The sequence below is a fragment of the Pseudoalteromonas luteoviolacea genome (assembly GCF_001750165.1).
GTDB classification, from domain to species: domain Bacteria; phylum Pseudomonadota; class Gammaproteobacteria; order Enterobacterales; family Alteromonadaceae; genus Pseudoalteromonas; species Pseudoalteromonas luteoviolacea_G.
Genome location: NZ_CP015411.1, coordinates 600,687 through 622,679, shown reverse-complemented (window position 1 = coordinate 622,679; position 21,993 = coordinate 600,687). Strand labels below are relative to the sequence as shown.

The 21,993-nt window shown below is 43.7% G+C and carries 16 protein-coding genes and 1 other RNA gene; 5 read left to right on the top strand and 12 right to left on the bottom strand.

What is annotated here, in order from left to right; genetic code table 11:
• Positions 1–27 precede the first annotated feature (27 nt).
• Together gcvT and S4054249_RS02570 are read right to left on the bottom strand one after the other, a co-directional pair.
• Positions 28–1,110, bottom strand: a complete 1,083-nt coding sequence (gene gcvT, locus S4054249_RS02575; RefSeq protein WP_046355902.1) for a glycine cleavage system aminomethyltransferase GcvT — start codon at positions 1,108–1,110, stop codon at positions 28–30.
• Between the two features lie 114 nt (positions 1,111–1,224).
• The gene (locus tag S4054249_RS02570) at positions 1,225–1,797 is read right to left on the bottom strand and encodes a hypothetical protein (protein ID WP_046355901.1); all 573 of its coding nucleotides are present in this window, start codon (positions 1,795–1,797) and stop codon (positions 1,225–1,227) included.
• 129 nt (positions 1,798–1,926) lie between these two features.
• Between S4054249_RS02570 and S4054249_RS02565 the strand changes: the two genes are divergently transcribed.
• Positions 1,927–2,772 (top strand): LysR family transcriptional regulator, encoded by an 846-nt coding sequence (locus S4054249_RS02565; protein ID WP_046355900.1) that lies wholly within the window; start codon positions 1,927–1,929, stop codon positions 2,770–2,772.
• 2 nt (positions 2,773–2,774) lie between these two features.
• On the opposite strand, the gene S4054249_RS02560 is transcribed toward S4054249_RS02565, so the two are convergent.
• Genes S4054249_RS02560 through S4054249_RS02545 form a run of 4 tightly spaced genes read right to left on the bottom strand, consistent with a single transcriptional unit; the run spans position 2,775 to position 7,035 of the window.
• Complete coding sequence (locus S4054249_RS02560; RefSeq protein ID WP_046355899.1) at positions 2,775–3,941, bottom strand: FAD-dependent monooxygenase; 1,167 nt, start codon at positions 3,939–3,941, stop codon at positions 2,775–2,777.
• A gap of 11 nt (positions 3,942–3,952) precedes the next feature.
• Entirely contained in the window at positions 3,953–5,131 is a 1,179-nt protein-coding gene (ubiH, locus tag S4054249_RS02555; protein ID WP_046355898.1) for a 2-octaprenyl-6-methoxyphenyl hydroxylase, read from the bottom strand.
• Positions 5,132–5,155: 24 nt separating this feature from the next.
• Positions 5,156–6,469, bottom strand: coding sequence for a Xaa-Pro aminopeptidase (gene pepP / locus S4054249_RS02550; protein ID WP_046355897.1), 1,314 nt, complete (start codon positions 6,467–6,469; stop codon positions 5,156–5,158).
• Between the two features lie 2 nt (positions 6,470–6,471).
• Complete coding sequence (locus S4054249_RS02545) at positions 6,472–7,035, bottom strand: UPF0149 family protein (protein ID WP_046355896.1); 564 nt, start codon at positions 7,033–7,035, stop codon at positions 6,472–6,474.
• 273 nt (positions 7,036–7,308) lie between these two features.
• On the opposite strand from S4054249_RS02545, the gene ssrS reads away from it, so the two are divergent.
• Positions 7,309–7,491, top strand: a non-coding RNA gene (gene ssrS, locus S4054249_RS02540) — 6S RNA.
• 113 nt (positions 7,492–7,604) lie between these two features.
• Here the strand turns inward: ssrS and S4054249_RS02535 are convergent.
• The 3 genes from S4054249_RS02535 to zntR form a co-directional block, all read right to left on the bottom strand.
• Positions 7,605–8,702, bottom strand: a complete 1,098-nt coding sequence (locus tag S4054249_RS02535) for a 1-acyl-sn-glycerol-3-phosphate acyltransferase (RefSeq protein ID WP_046355895.1) — start codon at positions 8,700–8,702, stop codon at positions 7,605–7,607.
• A 79-nt stretch (positions 8,703–8,781) separates the two neighbouring features.
• The gene (locus S4054249_RS02530) at positions 8,782–10,074 is read right to left on the bottom strand and encodes an SO_0444 family Cu/Zn efflux transporter (protein WP_046355894.1); all 1,293 of its coding nucleotides are present in this window, start codon (positions 10,072–10,074) and stop codon (positions 8,782–8,784) included.
• Positions 10,058–10,474, bottom strand: coding sequence for a Zn(2+)-responsive transcriptional regulator (gene zntR, locus S4054249_RS02525; protein ID WP_046355893.1), 417 nt, complete (start codon positions 10,472–10,474; stop codon positions 10,058–10,060). The genes S4054249_RS02530 and zntR overlap by 17 nt, the downstream gene beginning before the upstream one ends.
• A gap of 290 nt (positions 10,475–10,764) precedes the next feature.
• Between zntR and S4054249_RS02520 the strand changes: the two genes are divergently transcribed.
• Entirely contained in the window at positions 10,765–11,712 is a 948-nt protein-coding gene (locus S4054249_RS02520; protein WP_046355892.1) for a D-2-hydroxyacid dehydrogenase, read from the top strand.
• 234 nt (positions 11,713–11,946) lie between these two features.
• Positions 11,947–12,309 carry a DUF3192 domain-containing protein gene (locus tag S4054249_RS02515; RefSeq protein ID WP_046355891.1) on the top strand — a complete coding sequence of 121 codons (363 nt, stop codon included), beginning with the start codon at positions 11,947–11,949 and terminating at the stop codon, positions 12,307–12,309.
• 51 nt (positions 12,310–12,360) lie between these two features.
• Here the strand turns inward: S4054249_RS02515 and S4054249_RS02510 are convergent, their stop codons facing one another.
• The 3 genes from S4054249_RS02510 to S4054249_RS02500 form a co-directional block, all read right to left on the bottom strand.
• Positions 12,361–13,263, bottom strand: a complete 903-nt coding sequence (locus tag S4054249_RS02510) for a diguanylate cyclase domain-containing protein (RefSeq protein WP_046355890.1) — start codon at positions 13,261–13,263, stop codon at positions 12,361–12,363.
• Complete coding sequence (locus S4054249_RS02505) at positions 13,264–16,995, bottom strand: ATP-binding protein (protein ID WP_167354827.1); 3,732 nt, start codon at positions 16,993–16,995, stop codon at positions 13,264–13,266.
• Positions 16,996–17,154: 159 nt separating this feature from the next.
• Complete coding sequence (locus S4054249_RS02500; protein ID WP_046355888.1) at positions 17,155–18,555, bottom strand: PhoH family protein; 1,401 nt, start codon at positions 18,553–18,555, stop codon at positions 17,155–17,157.
• A 412-nt stretch (positions 18,556–18,967) separates the two neighbouring features.
• Between S4054249_RS02500 and rapA the strand changes: the two genes are divergently transcribed.
• Positions 18,968–21,865: an RNA polymerase-associated protein RapA gene (rapA, locus tag S4054249_RS02495; RefSeq protein ID WP_046355887.1), complete on the top strand. Its 2,898-nt coding sequence runs from the start codon at positions 18,968–18,970 to the stop codon at positions 21,863–21,865.
• The last annotated feature ends 128 nt before the right edge of the window (positions 21,866–21,993 follow it).

The window sequence follows — 21,993 nt, the reverse complement described above, 5'->3', positions numbered from 1 at the left end:
CCCATTATTCTACTCGTTACAATGATTTTAGATCACTGACTGACCGTTGCGTACGAAGCAAGGCTTCACTACTTTAACGTCTACCAGCTTTTTGCGCATTTCAACTTGTGCCGTTTCCCCAGTTGAACGAGGTACACGTGCCAATGCTACGCTGAAACCTAAAGTCGGAGAGAATGTACCAGAAGTGATAACACCTTCGCCACCTTCTACGATAACTTTAGAGCCACCGCGTAAAACGCCTTTGCTCTCAAGCACCAAGCCAACTAGCTTATCAGTGCTCTTGTCAGCACGTTGTTGCTCAACCACTTTACGACCGATGAAGTCACGATCTTCTGGTTCCCAAGCAATGGTCCAAGCCATGTTAGCAGCCAGTGGAGATACAGTTTCATCCATATCAGAGCCGTACAAGTTCATGCCTGCTTCTAAACGTAGCGTATCACGTGCACCTAAGCCAGCCGGACGCACGCCCGCGTCTAGCAGTTGCTGCCAAAGCTCAGCAGCATCGTCGTTATGCACAACAATCTCGTAGCCAGCTTCGCCAGTGTAACCTGTTGTTGCAATAAATAGTTTTCCAGCTTGCGCACCAAAGAATGGCTTCATACCTTCAACAGCAGCACGCTGCTCGTCGTTTAAGATAGTTGCTGTTTTTTCTTTTGCATTTGGACCTTGAACGGCAATCATCGCGTACTCTGGACGCTCAGTCACTGTCACGTCAAAATCAGCCGCGACTGCGCCGATGTGCGCAAGATCTTTTTCGCGCGTTGCTGAGTTAACAACTAAACGATAATCTGTTTCTGTGAAGAAGTAGATGATAAGGTCGTCAATTACGCCGCCTTGCTCATTCAACATGCCTGTGTAAAGCGCTTTACCTGCAACCGTTAGCTTAGCAACATCGTTTGCCACTAGCTTGCGTAAAAACGCCTGTGCGTCAGCACCTTTTACATCAACAATGGTCATGTGAGATACGTCGAACATACCTGCATCTTGACGCACTGCGTGGTGCTCTTCGATTTGTGAGCCATAGTTGATTGGCATTTCCCAACCGTGGAAATCAACCATTTTAGCGCCAGCTTCTAGGTGCTTAGCATGTAGTACTGTTTTAGAAGTCATACTTGTCCTTCACTTTTTTGGTTTATGTAAGCAAGTTAAGTTGCTCACATATAATCGAGCACATAGTCTCGATGGGGTTAATCATGAGCTGATAATCAGCTCAAATGCACGGAATTAGTTAATGCAAAAACCTGCATCGCTTAACTTCTTTTGCCATAGTGATAGTGGCTCTGGCTGCGCGATGAGTTGATGCTGCTGCACACCGTCTTGCAATAGCGTGGTGATGAATACATCGCCACTTTGCTTGCCATAGCAAGCCTGCAGATCAGAAATACCTAAGCCCGGTGTGAGCGAAAAATGGGTTAACAATGACTCAAATGCTGCCGCACCACTGAGTTGTGCAATGGCCAAATCATCACGGCGCATCAATTCGATGTCATAGTCCTGCTCATGTTGGTCAACCAGCGCTTGCAATGTATGTGCTGCGTCTTGGTCCAAAATGAAGCGATAAGCGGTTTCACTAAAGTAATAAACTGCATAACGATGGCCATTTGCAAACGACCCTTGAATGCCTAAACCCGGTGCAATTAACTTGTTTAAGTTAATGTCAAGCTCTTGATTAAGAAAAGGAGTTGTTTCAAAGCCACTAAAATCCAATACCACCTGACCGGCCAATGCTCTGTAGGCATTTGCAGCAGGTACCGTCCCTTGACGATGCTTGGCAAAAATTATTGGAGAAAACGTCATACAACCACCTTAGTGAAATGAAGATAGGCAAAAGTATAGGGGGGGTGAATGGCAACAACAAATTGTAATTATTTATCAATTGATAAATAATATTAATGTATTCGAGTTTTATAAATAGCTTTTTTAAATATGAAGAACTTATCAATTGATGGCCTACGGACACTCGTCACGGTTGTAGAGGTCGGAGGTTTTGCCAAAGCAGGCGAACTACTGGGCTTATCGCAACCCGCGGTGAGTTTACAGATCCGCCGCTTAGAAGACTTGCTTGGCTGTAAGCTGTTTAAAAAGCAGGGTCAGCGCCAAGTGCTCAATCAATATGGCGAGCTACTACTGCCCCAAGCCAAACAAATGCTGCAATACAATGATGCTATTTTACAGCAGTTTACGTCTGAAAGTGTCACAGGACGTATACGCCTTGGGATCCCCAGTGAATTTGCCGCACGCATTCTGCCCGCTATTATTGGTGACTTTGTCTCTCTTTACCCTGATGTAGCGTTAGAGGTAAAGTCCAGACTAAGTAAGCATTTACTTTCAGTATCAAGGCAAGATCAATTTGACTTGGTATTGGCACTCAATGAAGAGCTTGAGTCTGTTAGTCACCCAATCTTTATGCGTGACCAACTGGTCTGGGTCGGTGACTTAAACCTCGCAAAAAAAGAAGTCATCACGTTAGTGGCTGCACCGGAGGGCTGTATTTACCGTCGCCGTGCCATCGAAGCGCTACAGCAAAGCGGGCGTTCTTTTCGCATCGTCTACAGCAATGCCGATTTAACCGGATTAACCGCTGCACTCAAAGAGGGCTTAGGGATCACTGTGCTGGCAAAAAATACCGTACCTGGAGAGCTGACCTATCAAGAACATACTCCAGAGCTGCCAAAACTTGGGGAGATTGGGATTAGCTTAATTAAAAATACTCAGGAGTCTGCCCATGCGGTGAACAAACTCGCTGAGTTTATCGCGCTACGTTTAGCGTAACGCTAGTGCCCGACCGCTTGCTTTACAAATAAGCTTTTTATTGGGCCTAGGTTATCCACTAGGCTCAACCCTAAGCCGCGGATCAGTTTTTTAGCTGGGTGTGCGCCCTCAAATAAATCTTTTAAGCCCTGCATCATGGCGATGTGCTTTTGCGCATCAAGCTTACGCGCGCGCTCATATTCTCGCAGCACTTTATGTACGGCGAACTCTTGGCTTTGCTCACCGAGTGCTTTAATCAAGTGCGCGGCATCTTTTAAACCTAAATTCATGCCAAGCCCTGCCAGTGGATGAATGGTGTGTGCTGCGTCGCCCATTAACACCACACGGCCTTTAAGCCACTGCTGGGCATAGCGCATGGTCAGCGGAAATACCGCTCGCTCACTTTGCACTTCACACAATCCACATTGCATATCGATGGCTGCAGATAAAGATTTATTAAACTCACTGGGACTTTGCGCCATTAACTGCTCAGCATGCTCAGGCGAGGTAGACCACACAATAGAATGCATATGCGCTTCAGCCAGTGGCAAAAACGCCAATGGACCCGTTGGTAAAAAGACCTGACGTGCAGTACTCTGATGCGTGCAATCCGTTTTTACTGTCGCCACAATGGCATGGTGATCGTAATCCCAAAAGCTCAACGGCATATCAAATAACCTGCGTACACCTGAGTTCGCACCATCTGCTGCCACCAGCAATTTACTCATCACGGGCATGCCTGAGTCCATCGTTATCAACACATCCGTTTCAGTTTGATGAATGGTCTGATAACGGCTATCAAACGCCAAAGTGACATGGTCAAAGGTCTGCAATTTATTGTAGAGCGCGTAGCGGATCCCATCGTTTTCGATGATATGACCAAGTTGTGGCAGCTGCAAAGACTGCGCATCAAAGGCGATTTTACCAAAACTATCTGCATCTCTGACATCCATCGCGGTATAAGGCGTAGCGCGGCTGGCAAAAATATCCTGCCATACATCGAGTGATTCAAATAACTGCTGACTGGCCAAACTAATTGCGCTAACGCGCATACTGTAGTCCTCAGCCATAGGCTTCGGGGCATTACCCGCATCTAGCACCATCACCGATATATCTTGTTGTGCTAACCCAAGTGCCAACGTTAAACCGACACAGCCACCGCCAACAATACATACTTGCACTTGCTGCATGAGAGCTCCTTTTATTGCACTCGACCCATTAGCTGTCTGGCCAATGGTGCTTTTAAAGTAGGGAAAAGACTGATCATCATCAAACCGCAGCTGCGTCCAAACGCCACACTGCGCGACTCATTGGAAAAGAGCCGTACCAAACCATCGGTGAGCGTCATCACCCGACCAATATCGTGATCTCTGGCAACCTTATACGCCTGCGTAAATGCATGATTGCCCCATGTTACAATGTCCGAGGCCTGTAGTTGCGATACTAGACATTGAATGTCACGCATGCCCAAGTTGAAGCCTTGCCCAGCGATGGGGTGAATGGCGTGCGCGGCATTACCAATGACCACTACGCGGTGATGCACAACACTGGAGATCCGTCCGTGTACTAAGGGATAGCGACTGCGCTTTCCGACAGCTTCAAACACACCACCTCGATAGCCAAACTCTTGCTGCAATCTTGCTAGAAAGGCGGTGTCATCAAGTGCGAGTACCTCTTCCAATGCACCTTTGTTCATGCACCATGCAACTGAGAAGCGGTCGTCACTCATAGGCAACAGTGCAATGGGTCCTTGTGATGTAAAACGCTCAAACGCTTGTCCTTGATGACCCGGTGACACTTTTACATTGGCAATTAATGCCCCTTGCTCATAAGGGAAACTATCAAATTCTAAATTTAATAAATTCCGCGTAGGCGAGTGCGCACCATCGGCTATCACCAAGAGTTTTGCTTGCAAAACAGGTGATTGCTCCGCATCGAGTTCAACTTCAACATGTTCGGTGTGCTGCGTTAGTGATTGTACCTTAGCAGGGCAAAACAAGGTGATATCTTGGCTTTGTAATTGCTGATGCAAAAACTGTCCGTATGGGTTTACCTCCACGACATAGCCTAGCGCATCGACTTGATATTCCTCTGGCGTGATGGACGCTTTACCAAAGTGCCCTCTATCAGAGACATTAACTTGCGAGATCCGTTCGCTAAAAGGCCATGTTTTATTGAACAGATTCAATTTGCTCAAGTAATCAACCGATTGCTCAGCCAGCGCGATGCTGCGATCGTCAAAGCTCGGGTGGCTGTGTGCCTTTGGGGCAAACGCTTCCACCACCGCAATACGGCAATTGGGGATTTGTTTTTTTATACTGACGGCAGCAGTGGCACCCGCCATGCCACCGCCGACGATAAGGACGTCGAATTGTTGCAAGCCTGATACTCCCAAATCTTGCAGTTAGGCTTTTTGCATCAGTGCTTCAATCTCAGCGATAGATTTTGGCACATCAACAGTTAAGTTTTCATGGCCATCTTGAGTGATCAGTAAATCATCCTCAATGCGCACACCAATGCCTTTGTATTTTTCTGGTACTTCAGCATCTTCGTCAAAATATAAACCCGGCTCTATAGTCAACACCATGCCCGCCTCAAACGGTCTGTCTGCCTCATCCAGTTTATATTCACCGACATCATGTACGTCTAAACCAAGCCAGTGGCCCACTCCGTGCATATAAAATGCCTTGCACGCTTGTGTTTCTATTAGCTCTTCTAAAGTGCCAGAGAGAATGCCAAGCTCAATCAAGCCTTCTGTTAATACACGCACAACCTGCTTATTGGCTTTAACCAGCGTGCCGCCGGGCTTCACTTCTTCAAATGCAGCCAACTGAGATTTTAATACCAGATTATAAATCTCTGTCTGTGCTTCACTAAACTGTCCGCTGACAGGAAAAGTACGTGTAATATCCGCAGCATACCCTTCCAATTCACAGCCTGAGTCGATCAAGATCAAATCGCCCTGCGTTAATATGTCGCTGTTTTCGGTGTAGTGTAATATGTTGGCGTTATTGCCTGAGCCAACAATGGTGCCATACGCTGGGTATCTCGCTCCATTCATCGCGTAGTGGTGATGAATTTCAGCTTCTAATTGATACTCAGTGGCGTCTGCCTTGGCAAACTGCATCGCGCGAATATGCGCTTGTGCACTGATCTTTGCGGCTTTGCGCATTACAGCGATTTCGTCTGCGGATTTAAACAAACGCATTTCATGTACGAGCGGACGAATATCTTTAATGGTCTCAGGGGCTCTATACCCTTTTTTAGGTGCGCCGCGCAGCGTGCTCAGTAAACGCCACACTTTATCATCAAAATCTGGATAAGTACCTTGGCCAAAATACAGTGTCGCGGTGCCATTCACTAAATTTAGCAGCTCATCATCAAGCTCTGTCAGTGCATGAGTATCATCCATGGCAAACAAGGTTTTCGCTTGCTCAAAACCGACACGTCTACCGTGCCAAATTTCAGCCAACTTATCTTTGTTACGACAAAACAAGGTGCTCAGCCCCTTACCTGCTTTATCTTTGCTCAGCACCAGTACCGCATCCGGCTCTTTAAAGCCGGTTAAGTAAAAGAAGTCACTGTCTTGGCGAAATGGAAACTCGGTATCACGACTACGTGTAATTTCAGCCGCCGCCGGAATAATGGCCACTGAGTTATTATCTAGGTTGTTTAGTAGTCGCGCGCGACGTGCTACAAACTCTTCATTTTTTATCATAATTAATGCACTGTTTTTGATGTCGCGCCATTTCCTTGCTCTCGGCCCATCTCCGCAAAGCATAATAGCGCAGAAACTCGAATATACTCGACCACTTCATGAAATGCTTGCTGGTCTTCCTCTGTATCATCGAAATGCGTATCAAGGCGAGTGATCTCGCTGAAGTCGCTGATCACTTCTTTTACATCAGCTGACAGCTTGCCGTAATCTTTTTGCTTTAAGCCAAATCCAAGTAAAAACCCAGATACCCAAGATACTAAGGCATTAGCTTGATCAATAAGGGCTTCATCATCATTTGGTAAGTACACTTCAAAGGTGTGTTCAGGATCATTAAAGCGCTCTACCACAAGCTTGTATAACTCAGCTAAAAAGTCTTTAAGTTCAACGCCAAATGCTTGGCCATCGTTGAATACGTCGCTGAGTAAACCTAGGTATTCTTTATCATCAATACTCAATCCACAGGCTAAAATACCGCTGATGGTGCCATGCACTTCTGCCGGTGCGACAAAGATGCCGTGTTTTTCGAGTAATAACTGGGCTTGTTGGTAATCTTTTAATTCGATCATAAGGCTTAATTCTCATTCACTTGATAAGGTTAATGCTACCACTCGAAGTATAGCAACTACAATGCATTGTCTTATTCTGTAGGAAAAAACCCCGCAATTGAGGGGGGTCAGAAGCACTAGTAATTTACCCGACAAGCAACATTAGGTTCTTGCCTGTATGGAAAAAAAGCAAAACCTGCACAGACAATGCTCAGAAGATGGATTTGCCGGTAAATAAGCAAGATTTTTTCATTTTAAGGTTTAAGCATTCGATGTTGTCTTATATACTAAAGTTGTTCCCTAGCTCGCTGGACCGTGGATTATGTCCCTGAGCCGATAAACTTTTTTTAGGAATGCAGTTTATCCACTTTTGCGCAAGCTTGGCATGTACCGAGAAGCCTACGGTGGGTTGTTGCTTTCCGCCTTGAACCTTAGGGTTCAAGGACTTATATCCGCATCCACGCAGCCGGGGACACCTACCATACTATCAAAGTAATCTACTTACCCTTTGCGTTTACCCAATTTAGAATAATAAAAAACCCACAGAACACAGTCCTATGGGCTTATTATATATGCTGTTTAGTTATCTCTTAAATTGTCGATTTGCGCTTCACAGGCTGTGCATACATAGACAAAACAAACTCTTTTAGCTCATTTGGCAATGTTTCAATACTTTGATTGAAACGTGCAGTTTCTTCGGTGCTGCTGTTTGTTTTATCACCCGCTGCGAGGTAATTACTTGAATGCAGATAGTAATTATCAATGATCTGCTTATCGATGATCTGCGCCAGCTCCTCAGGGGTTTCAAAATCATCTTCGATCGGCGTACCAAACGCGACATGTACATTCCCTTTGTCTGCACTAAAACCATCAATAATACTCTTGATGTCTTCCCCTTCCTCTTTTTGATATTCACCAAATTGCTGTTTATGGTAAAGCTCTTTTGCTTTAGCTAACGCACATGGTTCATATTGATAAGAGATCGAAACGGGGACTACTTTGAGTTTACGAACATAATCAGCAAAAGGCTCTTTCAAACGTCGACCTTGTAACTGCAACATTTTCAACAGCGCAGGATCGGTATAATCAATGCCGTCTTTTGCTCGGCCTTCTTTTTGGGCAATCCAAATTGAATTACCTGATTGCAGTGAATCATAAATATAGCCAGATAGCTGAGATAACGCTTTGAGCATTTCTTTTGGCGCTTTTGCTGAACGCTTCACAATAAAGCTCTTATTTAAACGCATGAGCTCTGTAATGTAAGGCACTTGCAACAAGTTATCACCAATGGCAATACGCACCGTTGGCAAATTGTTTTGGTGTAGGCCCCAGTTCACTAACGCAGGATCGAGTACAATATCTCGGTGATTTGAAATAAACAAATACGCGGCATCTTTGTCTAAACGTTCTAGTCCTGAATACGTGACTTTCGATGTCGTACGCTCAACCAGCATAGACAGATATTGCGCCACCTCATTTTGTACGGCCTCTACATTATTGACCGTTTTCCATTTAGACTTTAATTTTGCTTTTACCAAAGGCCTGCTGATGGCAGAGAAGGCTGCCAGCCACTTTGGTAAGTTATGCTCAGCAATTACATCTAAAAACTGCTCATCGGCCAATAACCTCGCTAGGGCTGCGGGCACTTCATCATCATTATATGGTCTGATATCTGCGTATTTATCCACTAAATTACTCTTACTGATCTAGGCGTGTGACAAAAAAACGGCTCATTCTATCTCGCTCTTTATTCGGATGCTAAGAATATCAAGTCTGACCACACCAAGTGGTGTAACGTTCCTTCATATCAATTGCAAACAAGCGCAGCATTAGCACCACCAACAATAGCGCCATGAGCTGACTAACCCAGCTTGGTAACACTTGATGCTCATGCCCTGCCATGGCTGACACTTCAAAGCCAAAATGAGAGACTAGGTAATCCGTTAAAAAGCCAAACACTATAGCGACACCTATCACAGCTGTGATATAGGCTGCAACAGCGCGACGTCCCAGCTCTTTTGCAACCACCCCAATGGTGGCCACATTGGTTGCAGGACCTGCCAACATAAACACGAGCACCGCACCAGGTGATACTCCTGCTAAGAGTAAACCCGCAGCTATCGGTGTTGAGGCAGTAGCACAAATGTACATAGGAATACTGATCAAAATAACCACTATCATGGCCAAAATGCCATCTCCCCACTGTGCTAGAAACGCGGTTGGCACAAATGTTTGGACTAATGCAGCGAAGAATATACCAATTAAAAGCCAAACCATAGTATCAGATAACAGCTTGTTACAACTAAATTTAAGTGCCTGCCAAAGCTTGTTTGTAAGGCGGCTCTGACTAGAGGCATTTGAAGCGCAGCAAGTGCTTACTTCTGGTTTTTCTTTTTTATTGTCAGATGCACAACAGCTCGACTGTTCGCTTGCAAGTGCTGGGGCATCTTGTTTATTAGCTTGCATCACCTGCTCTGAACCACCGCATGAAGATGATGTCGCCTTGGCAACAACTGATTCTGTACTACAACAAGCAGTGCTTTTCTCATTTGGCGCCTCAGACTTTGTAGCACATGTTGACGCAGGCACTGGAGGCGCTTTACTACAACACGTAGCATGATTAGTAGGCGCATTTTCTGATATGCCTTTATCAGCCTCAACCTGATGCTCTCGTCCCACTAACAACCCTGCCGTAATTGCACTGGTGACTGCAGCGATGGGCCTGATAATGGCCATAAATGGTCCAAGTAACGCATAAGATACCGAAATAGAATCTACGCCAGTTTCAGGTGTCGACACCAAAAATGCGGTAGTGGCACTTTTAGATCCTCCTGCTCGTCTCAGTCCTATCGCAGCCGGAATGACACCACAAGAACACAGTGGCATCGGCGCACCAATGAGCGCCGCTTTTATGGTGGTCCACAACCCTTCTTTACCTAAGTGACGCTGTAAAAAGTCTTTAGGAATAAACACATTCAACAGCCCAGCCAACAATAACCCTAACATTAACCAAGGTGCTGAAATGACAAATAACTGCCAAAAATTACTGATGAGTGTCATCTAAATCCTCCAATGCAGTCAAAATTGAGCATGTATTTGCTGGTTCATCACCACCACAACATTGATCGGCTAATAATGTTAATGAACGTTCAAACATGCTCAACTCTGCTATCTTCTCTCTAACCCAATCTCGTTTTTGCAGCGTGAGTATCTTAACCTCTTCACAGCTGTGCATTTGCTTTTCAATTTTAATACTTAATAATTCTTGAATATCTTTGAGATTGAACCCAACTTCCTTTGCTCTCACAATAAAGCGCATTCTTTCTACCGCTTGTTTATCATATAGACGATATCCCGCAGCACTTCTTTCACTCGCCGCCAATATTCCCTGCTGCTCATAGTACCTTAATGTATCGGTAGACACTTCTAGAAGCTTGGCAAGCTGTCCGATTCGAAACATTGTCATTGCTTTCCACCCAATAGTACAAACCCTTCAACCAATCTGTATACCATCATATTTACCCACAACCATATTAGGTAAAATATAAACACTAAAAGTGATACACTGGCTTTCGCAAATTTGCTGAACGAACACAAATGAACTCTGCAAATGGTGTTGTGAATAAGATATTTTTAATTTTCCGCATTAAAAAAGACCCTAAAATCTATCATCACCGTTTCGTCAAATTCATCACTAATACTGAGTATAAACCTTGGAGTTTACTCCAAAGTCAATAACGAGATAAAAATATGAATATTGTTGTTTTAGATGCCGCGACCTTAGCTGGCGTCGACCTTTCTCCACTTCATGCTTTTGGGACAGTGACCACCTACGAACACACGACGCCCAATGAAGTCGACAGCCGTATTCAGCAGGCCAATATTGTTATTTCGAATAAAGTACAGTTATCAGCTGTGCACTTTGCTACCGCCACAGAGTTGAAGCTAATTTGTGTCGCAGCGACGGGCACCAATAATATCGACTTAGTCGCAGCAAAAGATGCAGGCATTGCTGTTACTAATGTCGCTGGCTACTCTACACCTTCTGTCGTGCAACACACGTTTACATTGCTTGGTAATTTGATGAGTAATATACATAGATACGCGGCAGACACACAGCAAGGTGCTTGGCAGAAAAGTCCGATGTTTTGTCGTCTAGACTACAGTATTAATGATATTGCAGATAAAAAGTTTGTGATTGTCGGGTATGGTAACCTCGGTCAAGCAACCGCGAAAGTCGCAGAGGCATTCGGTGCCAAGGTCATTATTGCAGAGCGCCCCAACAGCAAGGCAACACGCAGCGGGCGAGTAGCTTTCGAAGAGGCAATGCAAATCGCAGATATCGTCTCCATACATTGCCCACTGACACCACAAACCGAAAACCTGTTTAACGCGCATACACTGGCGCTTTTACCTAAGCATGCCATTTTAATTAATACAGCACGTGGCGGCATTGTGAATGAGCAAGCTTTGGCTGATGCTCTTGCAACCAAGCAAATCGCAGCTGCAGGCGTTGACGTACTATCCATTGAGCCGGCCACAAGTGATAATCCGCTTGTCACTTATAAAGGTGACAATTTAATGCTAACACCACACACAGCTTGGGCAAGTTATGAGTCTATCACTCGTTTAATTCAGGGTATCGCAGACAATATCACCAGTTATCTGAACGGCAGACAGCATAACCGCGTCGTATAACACATAAATACTTTCCTAAATAAGGCCACAGATCAACACTGTGGCTTTATTCACTACATTTTCTTCATTATTATTACTTTTTAGTGATAAAGCGTACTACCTCAAATTCTAAAAATCATAACTCACTGATTTTAAAAAACAAAAAATTGGCAAAGCAATTGCAGAGTTAAACCAAGTAAAAAATATAATTAAACTTGATGGTTACCCTAACCATCGGGTCATGAGGATAACAGAATGAAGAAACTACTCGTTGCTACTGCGCTTTTAAGCACTACATTATTGTCTGGTTGTATTGTGGCAGTCTCTGATGGAGAAGTACGCCACCACAGCAGTTGGACAAGCACTCACCAAGAAAACAGAGAAAAAATCAGTAAACTTGAGCTTGGCACAAGCTATAAAGCAGTGACCAGTAAGTTTGGCACACCTGATTTTAATGAAGCGGTCTCTAAAAACGGCCATACCTATCAAGTGCTTTATTTTGCCACAAACAGAAAACACTCTGATGGTCAAATTACCAAAGATGAGTGCACACCATTAGTATTTAAAGATGATCAGCTTATTGGATTTGGCCAAGCCGCTGTAGATAGTTATTTATAAACAGATTTGACATACTTCCCTGCTAAAGCCGCATACCGCGGCTTTTTTTATTCAGCGATTCACTAAAACGACACGCTCTTGCTGATGATGCGCTTGCAATAGAGCTTCGTCGGCTAACTCCAAGCTGTCATTTTGATCGCCAGAAAAATCCTCTTGTACATGCACAACCCCTATACTGATGGTGACATGTGCGCAGATCGGTGAGCTCGGATGTGGAATAGACAATGCATCAACAGCCTGATGCATCGCCGATGCCAATGACATAGCTTGATCTGCATTGCGCTTATTTATCAATGCAACAAATCGCACACCATCGTATCTTGCCACAAATCCGTCTACTTTTTGCGTCATGCTCTCCAGCACTTTTGCAACTTTAACCAAACATTCATCTCCAGCACTAAACCCACAGCTATCGTTGTACTCCTTAAAATAGTCGATATCTACGAGCAAAACTGACAATGGGACTTGCTGGTCACGACTTTGGTACCATAGTTGAGCCAGTGTCTCGTCCAGCGCTCTGCGGTTCGGTACTTCGGTCAGGCCATCAATATTTGCCAAGCGCTCCAATAAGTCATTTTTTTGCTTGATCGCTAAATGTATTTTCACACGCGCTTTAACGATATTTGGGCTAAATGGTTTCACAATGTAATCTACCGCGCCGAGCAGTAGCCCTCTTGCTTCATCTTGGTAGCTGTTGCTTGCAGAGATAACAATCACGGGAATTTGGTAACAGCTCGGATCAGCCTTAAGTTGCAGTAAAAAATCAAGCCCTTCATCATCAGGCATGAGGATATCAACAATGATCAAATCAATATGTGTTTGTAGCAGCCGCTCAAAAGCCTTATCGCTGTTAGCACAGCTAATTACCAAGTGCTCATCAGATAAGGTGTTTTCTAGAACCACCCGATTTAAAGGATCACCATCTAAGACTAAAATATTGGCCGACTTTTGCATTTAACTTCCTTTTGTTTCCAATAAAATAAACTGCTTAGCTTGCTCTATGAGTGAAATCAACCCATCTCTTAAAGCGTTGTTCAATGAGGTATCAGCTGTACGTTCAGCAGATGTACTAGCCACCTTTTTAATGCGGGAATTTGCTTCAACTATCTTGGCATAATCCGCCAATCGCGCGAGCCCTATTCCACCCGATGCCCCTTTGATACTGTGTGCAATTTCAGCCAACTGAAGATTACTTTGTACGCCACTCAGATCGCTCACATATTCATCACATAGTTTAGCAAACTTCTCCAACATTGTTTTTACTAAGGTTGGATTGTTCATCAGTTGTGCCAAGGCAAAGGCTTTATCAAAAACACTCAGCTGCTGAGTCACATAAGGTTGCAATGCACTGCACAAATTCTCAGGAGAAATCGGCTTTACAAGAAATGCGTTTACACCATGAGCAAATGCTTTTTCCTTTTCATGTTCATGGGCATTTGCTGTTAAAGCGACGATAGGTAAAACCTCTTTATTTAACTCTGAACGGAGCAATTTAGTTGCTTGATAGCCATCAATATGCGGCATATAAATATCCATTAACACCATATCCGGCTTTAGTTTCTGACATATCTGTAAAATATCTTGCGCGCTTGGAAGGGCGACAACCACTGCACCATGTTGCTCCAACACCGTTTTTGAAATATCCAAGTTCAATGCATTGTCATCCACGACTAAACAAAGCGCATTTGCTAAACGTTCATTGCTCTGAACTTCAGTCACTCGCTGCTCAAGTGGAGATAAACATAACGACTGATAAAAAGTATGCTGTGGGATTTTTAAAATATTGAGCGATGTCGCCTGTGCAAGCCCGTTTGATAAATCACTCGGTACCACCAGCCCTGAGCAGTTTGAATGTTCTGTATCGCTATAGTGGTGGCATAAATAACTCAGCTCTTCTGTGTCATCACAAGCAACATAAGTAAAATTGTCTAACTGCTCTAATGCTTCACCAAAATTGGCAAAGTGCGTAATGTGATAATCGCTCAGATAATCTGGCAAAGAGGCTGTAGACACCAAACAGATTTTGTTTTTAACCGCGACTTGAGGCCTATTTTGTGTTCGTAGCATCAACTCAAATTCAAAAGTACTGCCCCCGCCCTCTTCACTGTGGATCTCTATTTTCCCTCCCAGTAAAGTGACTTGCTGTTTGACTATCGCAAGACCTAAGCCGATCCCTTCATATTCTCGTGAGCTTGACTCATTGCCTTGCGTAAACGCATCAAATAGTCGTGCTTGGTCATCTTCTTTAATCCCAGGACCCGTATCAAAGACGCAGAAAGAGAGCCACTGCTCCCCATCTTTGCTCCATTTAGAAGCCAAACGTAATCCTACTTCTCCACGATGTGTAAACTTGACAGCATTACCTAATAAGTTCACCAAGATTTGTTTAATTCGTGCTTCATCACCAATGAACTCAGGCCATACATCTGGTGCTACTTGCAGAGTTAAATTCAACTTTTTCGCATCACTCAAAGGCTGAATAAGTGCACTTAAGCTATTAATTAAGTTCAATATCGTAAATGGCTTATTACGTATCTTTGCCCGCCCACTCTCCAGACGAGCAAAGCTCAATATGTCACTCAACATCGTCAATAATTGCTTCGCTGCGGTCTCTATGTGCGTCAACTTTTCGCTATCTTGCGTACGAGTCAAAGCTGGCTTTAAAATGCCAACTAAACCCAATATGGCGTTTAATGGTGTGCGGATCTCGTGGCTAATATTGGCAATAAAGCGGCTTTTTGCGCGATTTGCTCTCTCCGCCTCTATTTTGGCTTTTGTAAGCGCCGTCACATTTTGCACATGGATAACAAAATACTTTGGCAACTTTTTCTTGTCCCATACCAGTGACACACTTAGCTGCAACCAGAGCGAAGACTCACTTTGCGATAGACTTAATACTTTGACGCCTTTACGCTCCTCAAGAAGCTGGTTTAATACAGTATTGAGCGTATCAAGCTCATCTTGGGCAAAAAGCGCACTTAAATGCTGGCCGGCTTCCACACCATTCAATAGCTTTCGTACAGCACGATTAAATTCTAAAATAATACACTCTGTAGATACCAATAGGATCCCATTTGGCGCATGTTTAATTGCCGCTTTAAAATTCTGCTCTGAGGCACGCAGCGCTATCATGGCTTGCTGTTGTTCACTGATATCACGTGCTATCCCTAAACTCCCGATCCGGCTTCCCTGATCATCAAATAATGGGGATACGCTCACCAAATAAGCTTTACCATCAAAATCTAAGATTTCAGTTAATGGAATACTATGTCGCTCCATAGCTTGTTCAAGCTCTAGTAGCTCCAAATATTTTTGGCTAATTTCTTGATGTTCTTTAGCAACTAGCTCACTTTGCGGTACATCAATAAACCGCTCAAACGCATGATTACAACCAATGAATGAACCATCAATATTTTTGAAATAGATGAGATCTGGCACCGAGTTTAGTACCGTGTTAAGCAGCGCGGCTTGACGTTCTTTCGCTTCAAAACTACGTGACAGTGCTTTTCTTTGCCGCTGAACTTGTTCGTCTAAACGCGCATTATGAGTTTCCATTTGCTCAAACAGCGTCTGCCTTTGCACTACCACTTGTTTTATCTCTTTAAACCAAGGTTGCCAATCATTTGGTACTGGATAATTTAGCGTATTAGACTCAGCTAAATCTTGCTTTGTCAGATAATGTACGAAGTGTTTGAGCGGACGAATAAATATTTGCCCGTTTAACCATAAAAATGAGAAAAAAGTAAATACAATAAAGAGCGCTAAAAAGCCAAGCTCAACCAATACTTCATGCAGTACTGTGGCAATAAACGCATCTTCTGATTGCTGAAATCTCAGTCGGTACGGTGCATTCTGAATTTCACCAACCAGTTCAACGCCATCGCGCCAAGGACGCGCACGTTCAGGAGCATTCGGCTTAGTTAAAACCACTGGTTGACTGCTTTGCACGAGGACCTGCTCATTGATATCAACAAGCGCGAGCGTCCCTGCGTCAAAAGTGAGCTTATCTAATAAAGCAATGACCTTATCTGCATTATAAATCAATATAATATGAGACTTTCCCCCACTATTGACCGGCTGAGCAATGCTAAAGTAGGTATTGCCAAATAATCTGGCTTGTTTACTGTCCGGATTCGCTAACCCCCCTTTTCTTGGGCTGAACCGCCCCTCAACGATGGCGGTTAAAAGGTGGCTTTGTGTCTCATCGCGACGTTTGACGAATGCAAACCCATGTTCATTAAAATAAGCCACCGCTTCCAACTCGGTGATCAATGCCAATGCTGTATCAAAACTAGGCCCTAAAGCCATGACATGCAACCAATGCTCTAACACGTTTGGAGATGCTTTATATGTGCCGAGTCCGACTAATTCACCACCTTGATCGGGTAAGCGGTGATAATAATAGCCTAACTGCTGCTGAACTTGTCGTTGTACGTCGCGAGGTAATTGATACTTAATCGGGATATCTAATCCCCGCTTAATACTACCAATCACAGTACTGGCTGCGCTGGCTGCTTGATCTACTTGTGCCAAAACGGCTGTAAACTGCACCTGATAGACAGCGTATTGTCGTTCTAGCTTAATATTAAATAAATGAAAGCACAGTACTACGGCAAGGATCAAAGGAATTAATAACGCAACACAGATAGATTTTCGATAAGTTTTGAGTGGCTGAAACTCTGACATAATGTCCATTCAATGGCCTGTTTTGGTTCTTTCCATCTTTTTTTCAAAGGTTAGCGAGCGGAGTTCAGATAAGCAAGTGATTCACATCGCAACCCTCTATTTGTATATGAAAAAACCAGTGTATACCCGATACACTGGTTGGCCTTGATCAGCTATGTATTACAAATTTTCTTCAGCAAATGATGCTAAACGACTTCTTACCACACCATTGAGGTTAATTGTTGCACTGCCTTCGAAGTCTTTAAAACGCTCCACAATATAAGTAAGTCCCGAGGTCACAGGTGTTAAGTAATTACTGTCTATTTGTGCCAAGTTTCCAGTACAGATAAGCTTGGTCCCTTCACCACATCGCGTAATAATGGTCTTAAGCTGTGAAGCCGTTAAGTTTTGACTTTCGTCTAAAATCACCACTGCATTTTGAATGCTACGACCACGCATAAAGTTAACTGACTTGAACTGGATATTGGCCTTTTCCATTATATAATTGCGACTTGAAATCGGACTTTCATCATGTTTGTGCAATACCTCAAGCGTATCGGTAATTGCCGCTAACCAAGGCGCCATTTTCTCTTCCTCGGTGCCCGGTAAAAAGCCGATGCTTTCCGCGATTTCTGGGGTATTTCTGGTCACAATCACCTTATCATATATCCCCTTTTCTATAATCATTTCTAGCGCACTGGCTAATGCCAATAGCGTTTTACCGCAACCAGCAGGACCTGTTAATACCACTAGCTCGATATTGGGATCTAATAGAGCATCCAATGCCATCCCTTGATAAACATTTTTAGGTTTCACCCCCCATGCCTGTTGATGCAGTAATCGTTCGACACTAATGTCTTTTAACGTCACATGCGCTTCATCATAGCCAACCACACGTGCCGCAAAGTGCTCACCGTCATCTAGTAAGTATTCGTTGTAAAATACTTCTGGCATCCGAGATTTAGGTACTTTGTGTAAACTGTATCTACCTTGCTGCTCTGTTTGGCACTCACCCACACTTGTCCAAAAGTCTCCCTCAAATTTGTTGTAACCAGAGGTTAATAAGTTAATGTCATCAATCAACTGATCTGTTCGATAGTCTTCCACAAACTTCAACCCCACCCCCTTTGCTTTGAGGCGCATATTAATGTCTTTGGTTACCAGAGTTACTTTTTTTTCTGTGTATTGTTTTTGAAGTTGTAGCGCACAGTTGATAATACTGTGGTCGTTTTCATTGCCAGGCAACCCAGAAATACTGTCGGGGTATAAATGGTCATTGACAATAATAAGCTTACCACTGCTGGCTGGTTTATTAGGATCTCGCTGTACTTTCGGTAAATCAACACCTTCTAACATTTGCTCTGGGGTCGCATCGGTCAGTACATCATCTAAACTGCGAATCGCCACACGCGCATCTCGGCTCACATCACGTTTTCTATCTTTGATGTGGTCAAGTTCTTCTAACACAGTCATGGGGATCACAACATCATGTTCTTGGAAGGAAAGGTAAGCGAGGGGTTCGTGAAGTAAAACGTTAGTATCTAATACATAAATTTTCCGGTCGAGGTCATCTTTTCCCATAGTGCATTCCTATTCGTCTGCAATTTCTATGATTGAACTGTGTATTGCTCGCCACACAATACATCGCTCTCACTTAATTTTAGTCTATTTGTCACAAAAGTCGTTTTCATGACAAAAAACCTTTTGCTTAAATGTCCCCATTTATTTCCAAAGTCACTCTATTGGCACTTTTTAAAATCATTCAATTCGTATATTTTATCTCCAACAATAGCGATGTTTGACTATGCTTAATAGCCACTATTGCACAATAAAAAACAATCAACGGTGAACAAACAGCAATTATGAAACAGTTATCTTGTAAAACCTGCGCAACACCTCGCGGTAAGGCACATTTATTGTGTTTTTACAATCTTGAACAAGGCTTTGCTTCTCGGTAACATAGCCGCCTTTTTTCTGCGAAGATGAGAAAACCATGAATTTTTCCTTAGGTCAGCGCTGGATAAGCGATACCGAATCAGATTTGGGTTTAGGGGCCATTGTCGCCTTAGAAGGTAGGCAAGTAACCATTCTGTTTCCCGCCAGTGGAGAAAACCGCGTTTATTCTGTACAAGAAGCACCGGTGACTCGAGTAGCATTTAATCCTGGGGATGTGATCCGCAGTGTTGAAGAATGGGAAATGCGTGTAGAGAGCATCGAAGAGCAAGGGGATCTGCTTTGCTATCATGGTGTTCGTCTAGACACAGAAGAAACGGTCAGCCTAAAAGAAACCTTTTTAGATCATTTCATTAAGTTTAATAAGCCACAGGACAGACTATTTGCAGGTCAAGTGGATAGATTTGATCGCTATACACTACGTTACCAAACATGGCAGCATCAATTTAACCGTCAACAATCTCATCTCAAAGGCTTGATCGGTCAACGTGCCAGCTTAATTCCGCACCAGTTGTATATCGCTGATGAAGTTGGGCAACGTTTTGCACCGCGTGTTTTACTGTCTGATGAAGTGGGCTTGGGTAAAACCATCGAAGCCGGTATGATCTTGCATCAGCAGATCCTGACAGGACGTGCTAGCCGAGTGCTAATTGCAGTACCAGAAAGCTTGCAACATCAGTGGTTAGTAGAGATGTTGCGCCGTTTCAACTTACGTTTCTCCATCTTTGATGAAGAGCGCTGTGATGAAGCTTTTGCAGATTCACCCAATGTGTTTGAAACCGAGCAGTTGGTTTTGGTCAGTCTTGAATTTATCACCAAAAAACGTCGCTGGTTTGAACAAGCAACGCTTGCAGATTGGGATCTGCTTGTCGTTGATGAAGCGCACCACCTTACCGTGGAAAAAGATAAGCCAAGTACTGAATATCAGCGTATTGCTGAACTTAGCCAAGATATCCCGGGCCTCATCTTATTGACCGCGACGCCTGATCAATTAGGCCATCGTAGTCATTTTGCCCGTTTACAGTTATTAGACCCTGATAGATTCTATGACTATGATGCGTTTGTTGCAGAAGAAAGTAATTATAAAGAAATTGCCGATGCGGCGAATCAACTGCTGCAAGATGCGCAGTTAGATGACAAAGCCACAGCGACCATTACTGAGCTTCTAAAAGAAACTGATATCTCAGAACTTCTTAAACGTGTTGCTGCAAAAGAGCAAGAGGCAAAACAAGAGCTATTAGGCATGTTACTTGACCGTCATGGTACAGGCCGTATCTTGTTCCGTAATAGCCGCAGTGGTATTGATGGTTACCCTGGTCGTAAAGTGCATGCACATCCAGTTGACATGCCAAAGCAATACAAAACGGCGATGTCGGTACTTGGAAGTATGGGCGGCATACAAACTGCTGAAAAAAGCGCATTACGCGCCTTATTCCCTGAAAAAATCTTCCAAGAGTTTGAAGGCGAAAGCGCCAGCTGGACCCAGTTTGATCCGCGCGTTAATTGGTTAATTGAGAAGCTGAAAGAACTAAAGCACGAAAAAGTACTTTTGATCTGTGCCGAAGCACAAACAGCAATAAGTCTTGAGCAAACCTTACGCGAGCGTGAAGGTATTCGTTCAGCGGTCTTCCATGAAGGCATGTCAATTATCGAACGAGACCGTGCAGCCGCTTACTTCGCTGACGAATATGACAGTGCACAGGTGCTGTTATGTTCTGAAATAGGCTCTGAAGGTCGTAACTTCCAATTTTCACACCATCTGGTGCTGTTCGATCTACCACTGAATCCAGACTTGTTAGAGCAACGTATCGGTCGACTTGATCGTATTGGTCAGCAGCATGACGTGAATATTCATGTGCCTTACTTTGCGAATACCGCACAGGAAGTATTACTGCGTTGGTATAACGAGGCATTGGATGCATTTGAAACCACCAGCACGACCGGTCAGCTACTATACAAAGAGTTCTCTGAAGATTTACTTGAATTTATCGCTGCACATAACTGTGATGAAGAAGAGCTTGATCCTTTACTTGAGCAAGTGGCTAAGCAAAACACAGTGCTGCGAGCAAAAATGGAGCAAGGTCGAGACAGACTACTTGAACTACACTCGAGCGGCCAAGGCCGTGCAGAGCAAATAGTCAGTGAAATTGAAACGCTTGATGATGACGTTATCTTGCCAACTTATATGATTAATGTGTTTGATATTTTTGGTGTGAACCAAGAAGACAAAGGCGAAAACACCATTATTCTGAAGCCTACAGAGCACATGCTAAATCCATCATTCCCGAGCTTAAAGGACGATGGAATTACAGTGACATTTGATCGCTCCACCTCATTATCTCAAGAAGATGCGCAATTTGTCAGTTGGGATCACCCGATGGTAGAAGGCGTCATGGACATGATCTGTGATGATGATTTTGGCTGTGCATCTGTGGCGTTACTGAAAAACAACAAACTGCCTGTCGGTACGTTCTTTGTTGAGCTGATTTATGTGGCAGAAACCTCTGCACCTAAAGCGCTGCAAGTGGGCCGCTTCTTACCACCGACACCGATTCGTGTATTAATGGATAAAGCAGGCAATAATCTGGCTGAAAACGTCGCCTTTGACGCATTTAATCAGCAACTGTCTGCTGTCGGCCGTCAAACAGCCAGCAAGCTAGCCAACGCATTACAATCAGGGATCCACCCGCTTATTGCCAAGGCGACAGATATTGCAAATCAGCAATTAGATACGTTGCAAAGTCAGGCTCAAGCAGATATGCAAACCCGCTTAGACGAAGAGCAAACTCGTCTAAATGCACTTAAAGCGATTAATCCAAACATCCGTGAGGAAGAGATTAAAGTGTTTGATAAGCAAAAAGCACAGCTCAGTGAGCACATCTCTAAAGCACAGGTAAAACTGGATGCGATCCGTTTAATTGTGGTTGCTAACCAGTAATTACTCTTTTTTAAGTATGCAATAAAAAGACATTTTTATTGCATACTTACTATTCTATCACTACTTTTTCTGATTTTTAATTATTAATTTCATATTATATTCTTAGTTCTTGTAAATATATCTCCTCC

Excerpts from the sequence above, each read along its gene's own strand:
- gcvT (WP_046355902.1), bottom strand. The coding sequence starts at position 1,110 with ATGACTTCTAAAACAGTACTACATGCTAAGCACCTAGAAGCTGGCGCT.
- S4054249_RS02570 (WP_046355901.1), bottom strand. The coding sequence starts at position 1,797 with ATGACGTTTTCTCCAATAATTTTTGCCAAGCATCGTCAAGGGACGGTA.
- S4054249_RS02565 (WP_046355900.1), top strand. The coding sequence starts at position 1,927 with ATGAAGAACTTATCAATTGATGGCCTACGGACACTCGTCACGGTTGTA.
- S4054249_RS02560 (WP_046355899.1), bottom strand. The coding sequence starts at position 3,941 with ATGCAGCAAGTGCAAGTATGTATTGTTGGCGGTGGCTGTGTCGGTTTA.
- pepP (WP_046355897.1), bottom strand. The coding sequence starts at position 6,469 with ATGATAAAAAATGAAGAGTTTGTAGCACGTCGCGCGCGACTACTAAAC.
- S4054249_RS02545 (WP_046355896.1), bottom strand. The coding sequence starts at position 7,035 with ATGATCGAATTAAAAGATTACCAACAAGCCCAGTTATTACTCGAAAAA.
- S4054249_RS02530 (WP_046355894.1), bottom strand. The coding sequence starts at position 10,074 with ATGACACTCATCAGTAATTTTTGGCAGTTATTTGTCATTTCAGCACCT.
- zntR (WP_046355893.1), bottom strand. The coding sequence starts at position 10,474 with ATGTTTCGAATCGGACAGCTTGCCAAGCTTCTAGAAGTGTCTACCGAT.
- S4054249_RS02520 (WP_046355892.1), top strand. The coding sequence starts at position 10,765 with ATGAATATTGTTGTTTTAGATGCCGCGACCTTAGCTGGCGTCGACCTT.
- S4054249_RS02515 (WP_046355891.1), top strand. The coding sequence starts at position 11,947 with ATGAAGAAACTACTCGTTGCTACTGCGCTTTTAAGCACTACATTATTG.
- S4054249_RS02510 (WP_046355890.1), bottom strand. The coding sequence starts at position 13,263 with ATGCAAAAGTCGGCCAATATTTTAGTCTTAGATGGTGATCCTTTAAAT.
- S4054249_RS02505 (WP_167354827.1), bottom strand. The coding sequence starts at position 16,995 with ATGTCAGAGTTTCAGCCACTCAAAACTTATCGAAAATCTATCTGTGTT.
- S4054249_RS02500 (WP_046355888.1), bottom strand. The coding sequence starts at position 18,555 with ATGGGAAAAGATGACCTCGACCGGAAAATTTATGTATTAGATACTAAC.
- rapA (WP_046355887.1), top strand. The coding sequence starts at position 18,968 with ATGAATTTTTCCTTAGGTCAGCGCTGGATAAGCGATACCGAATCAGAT.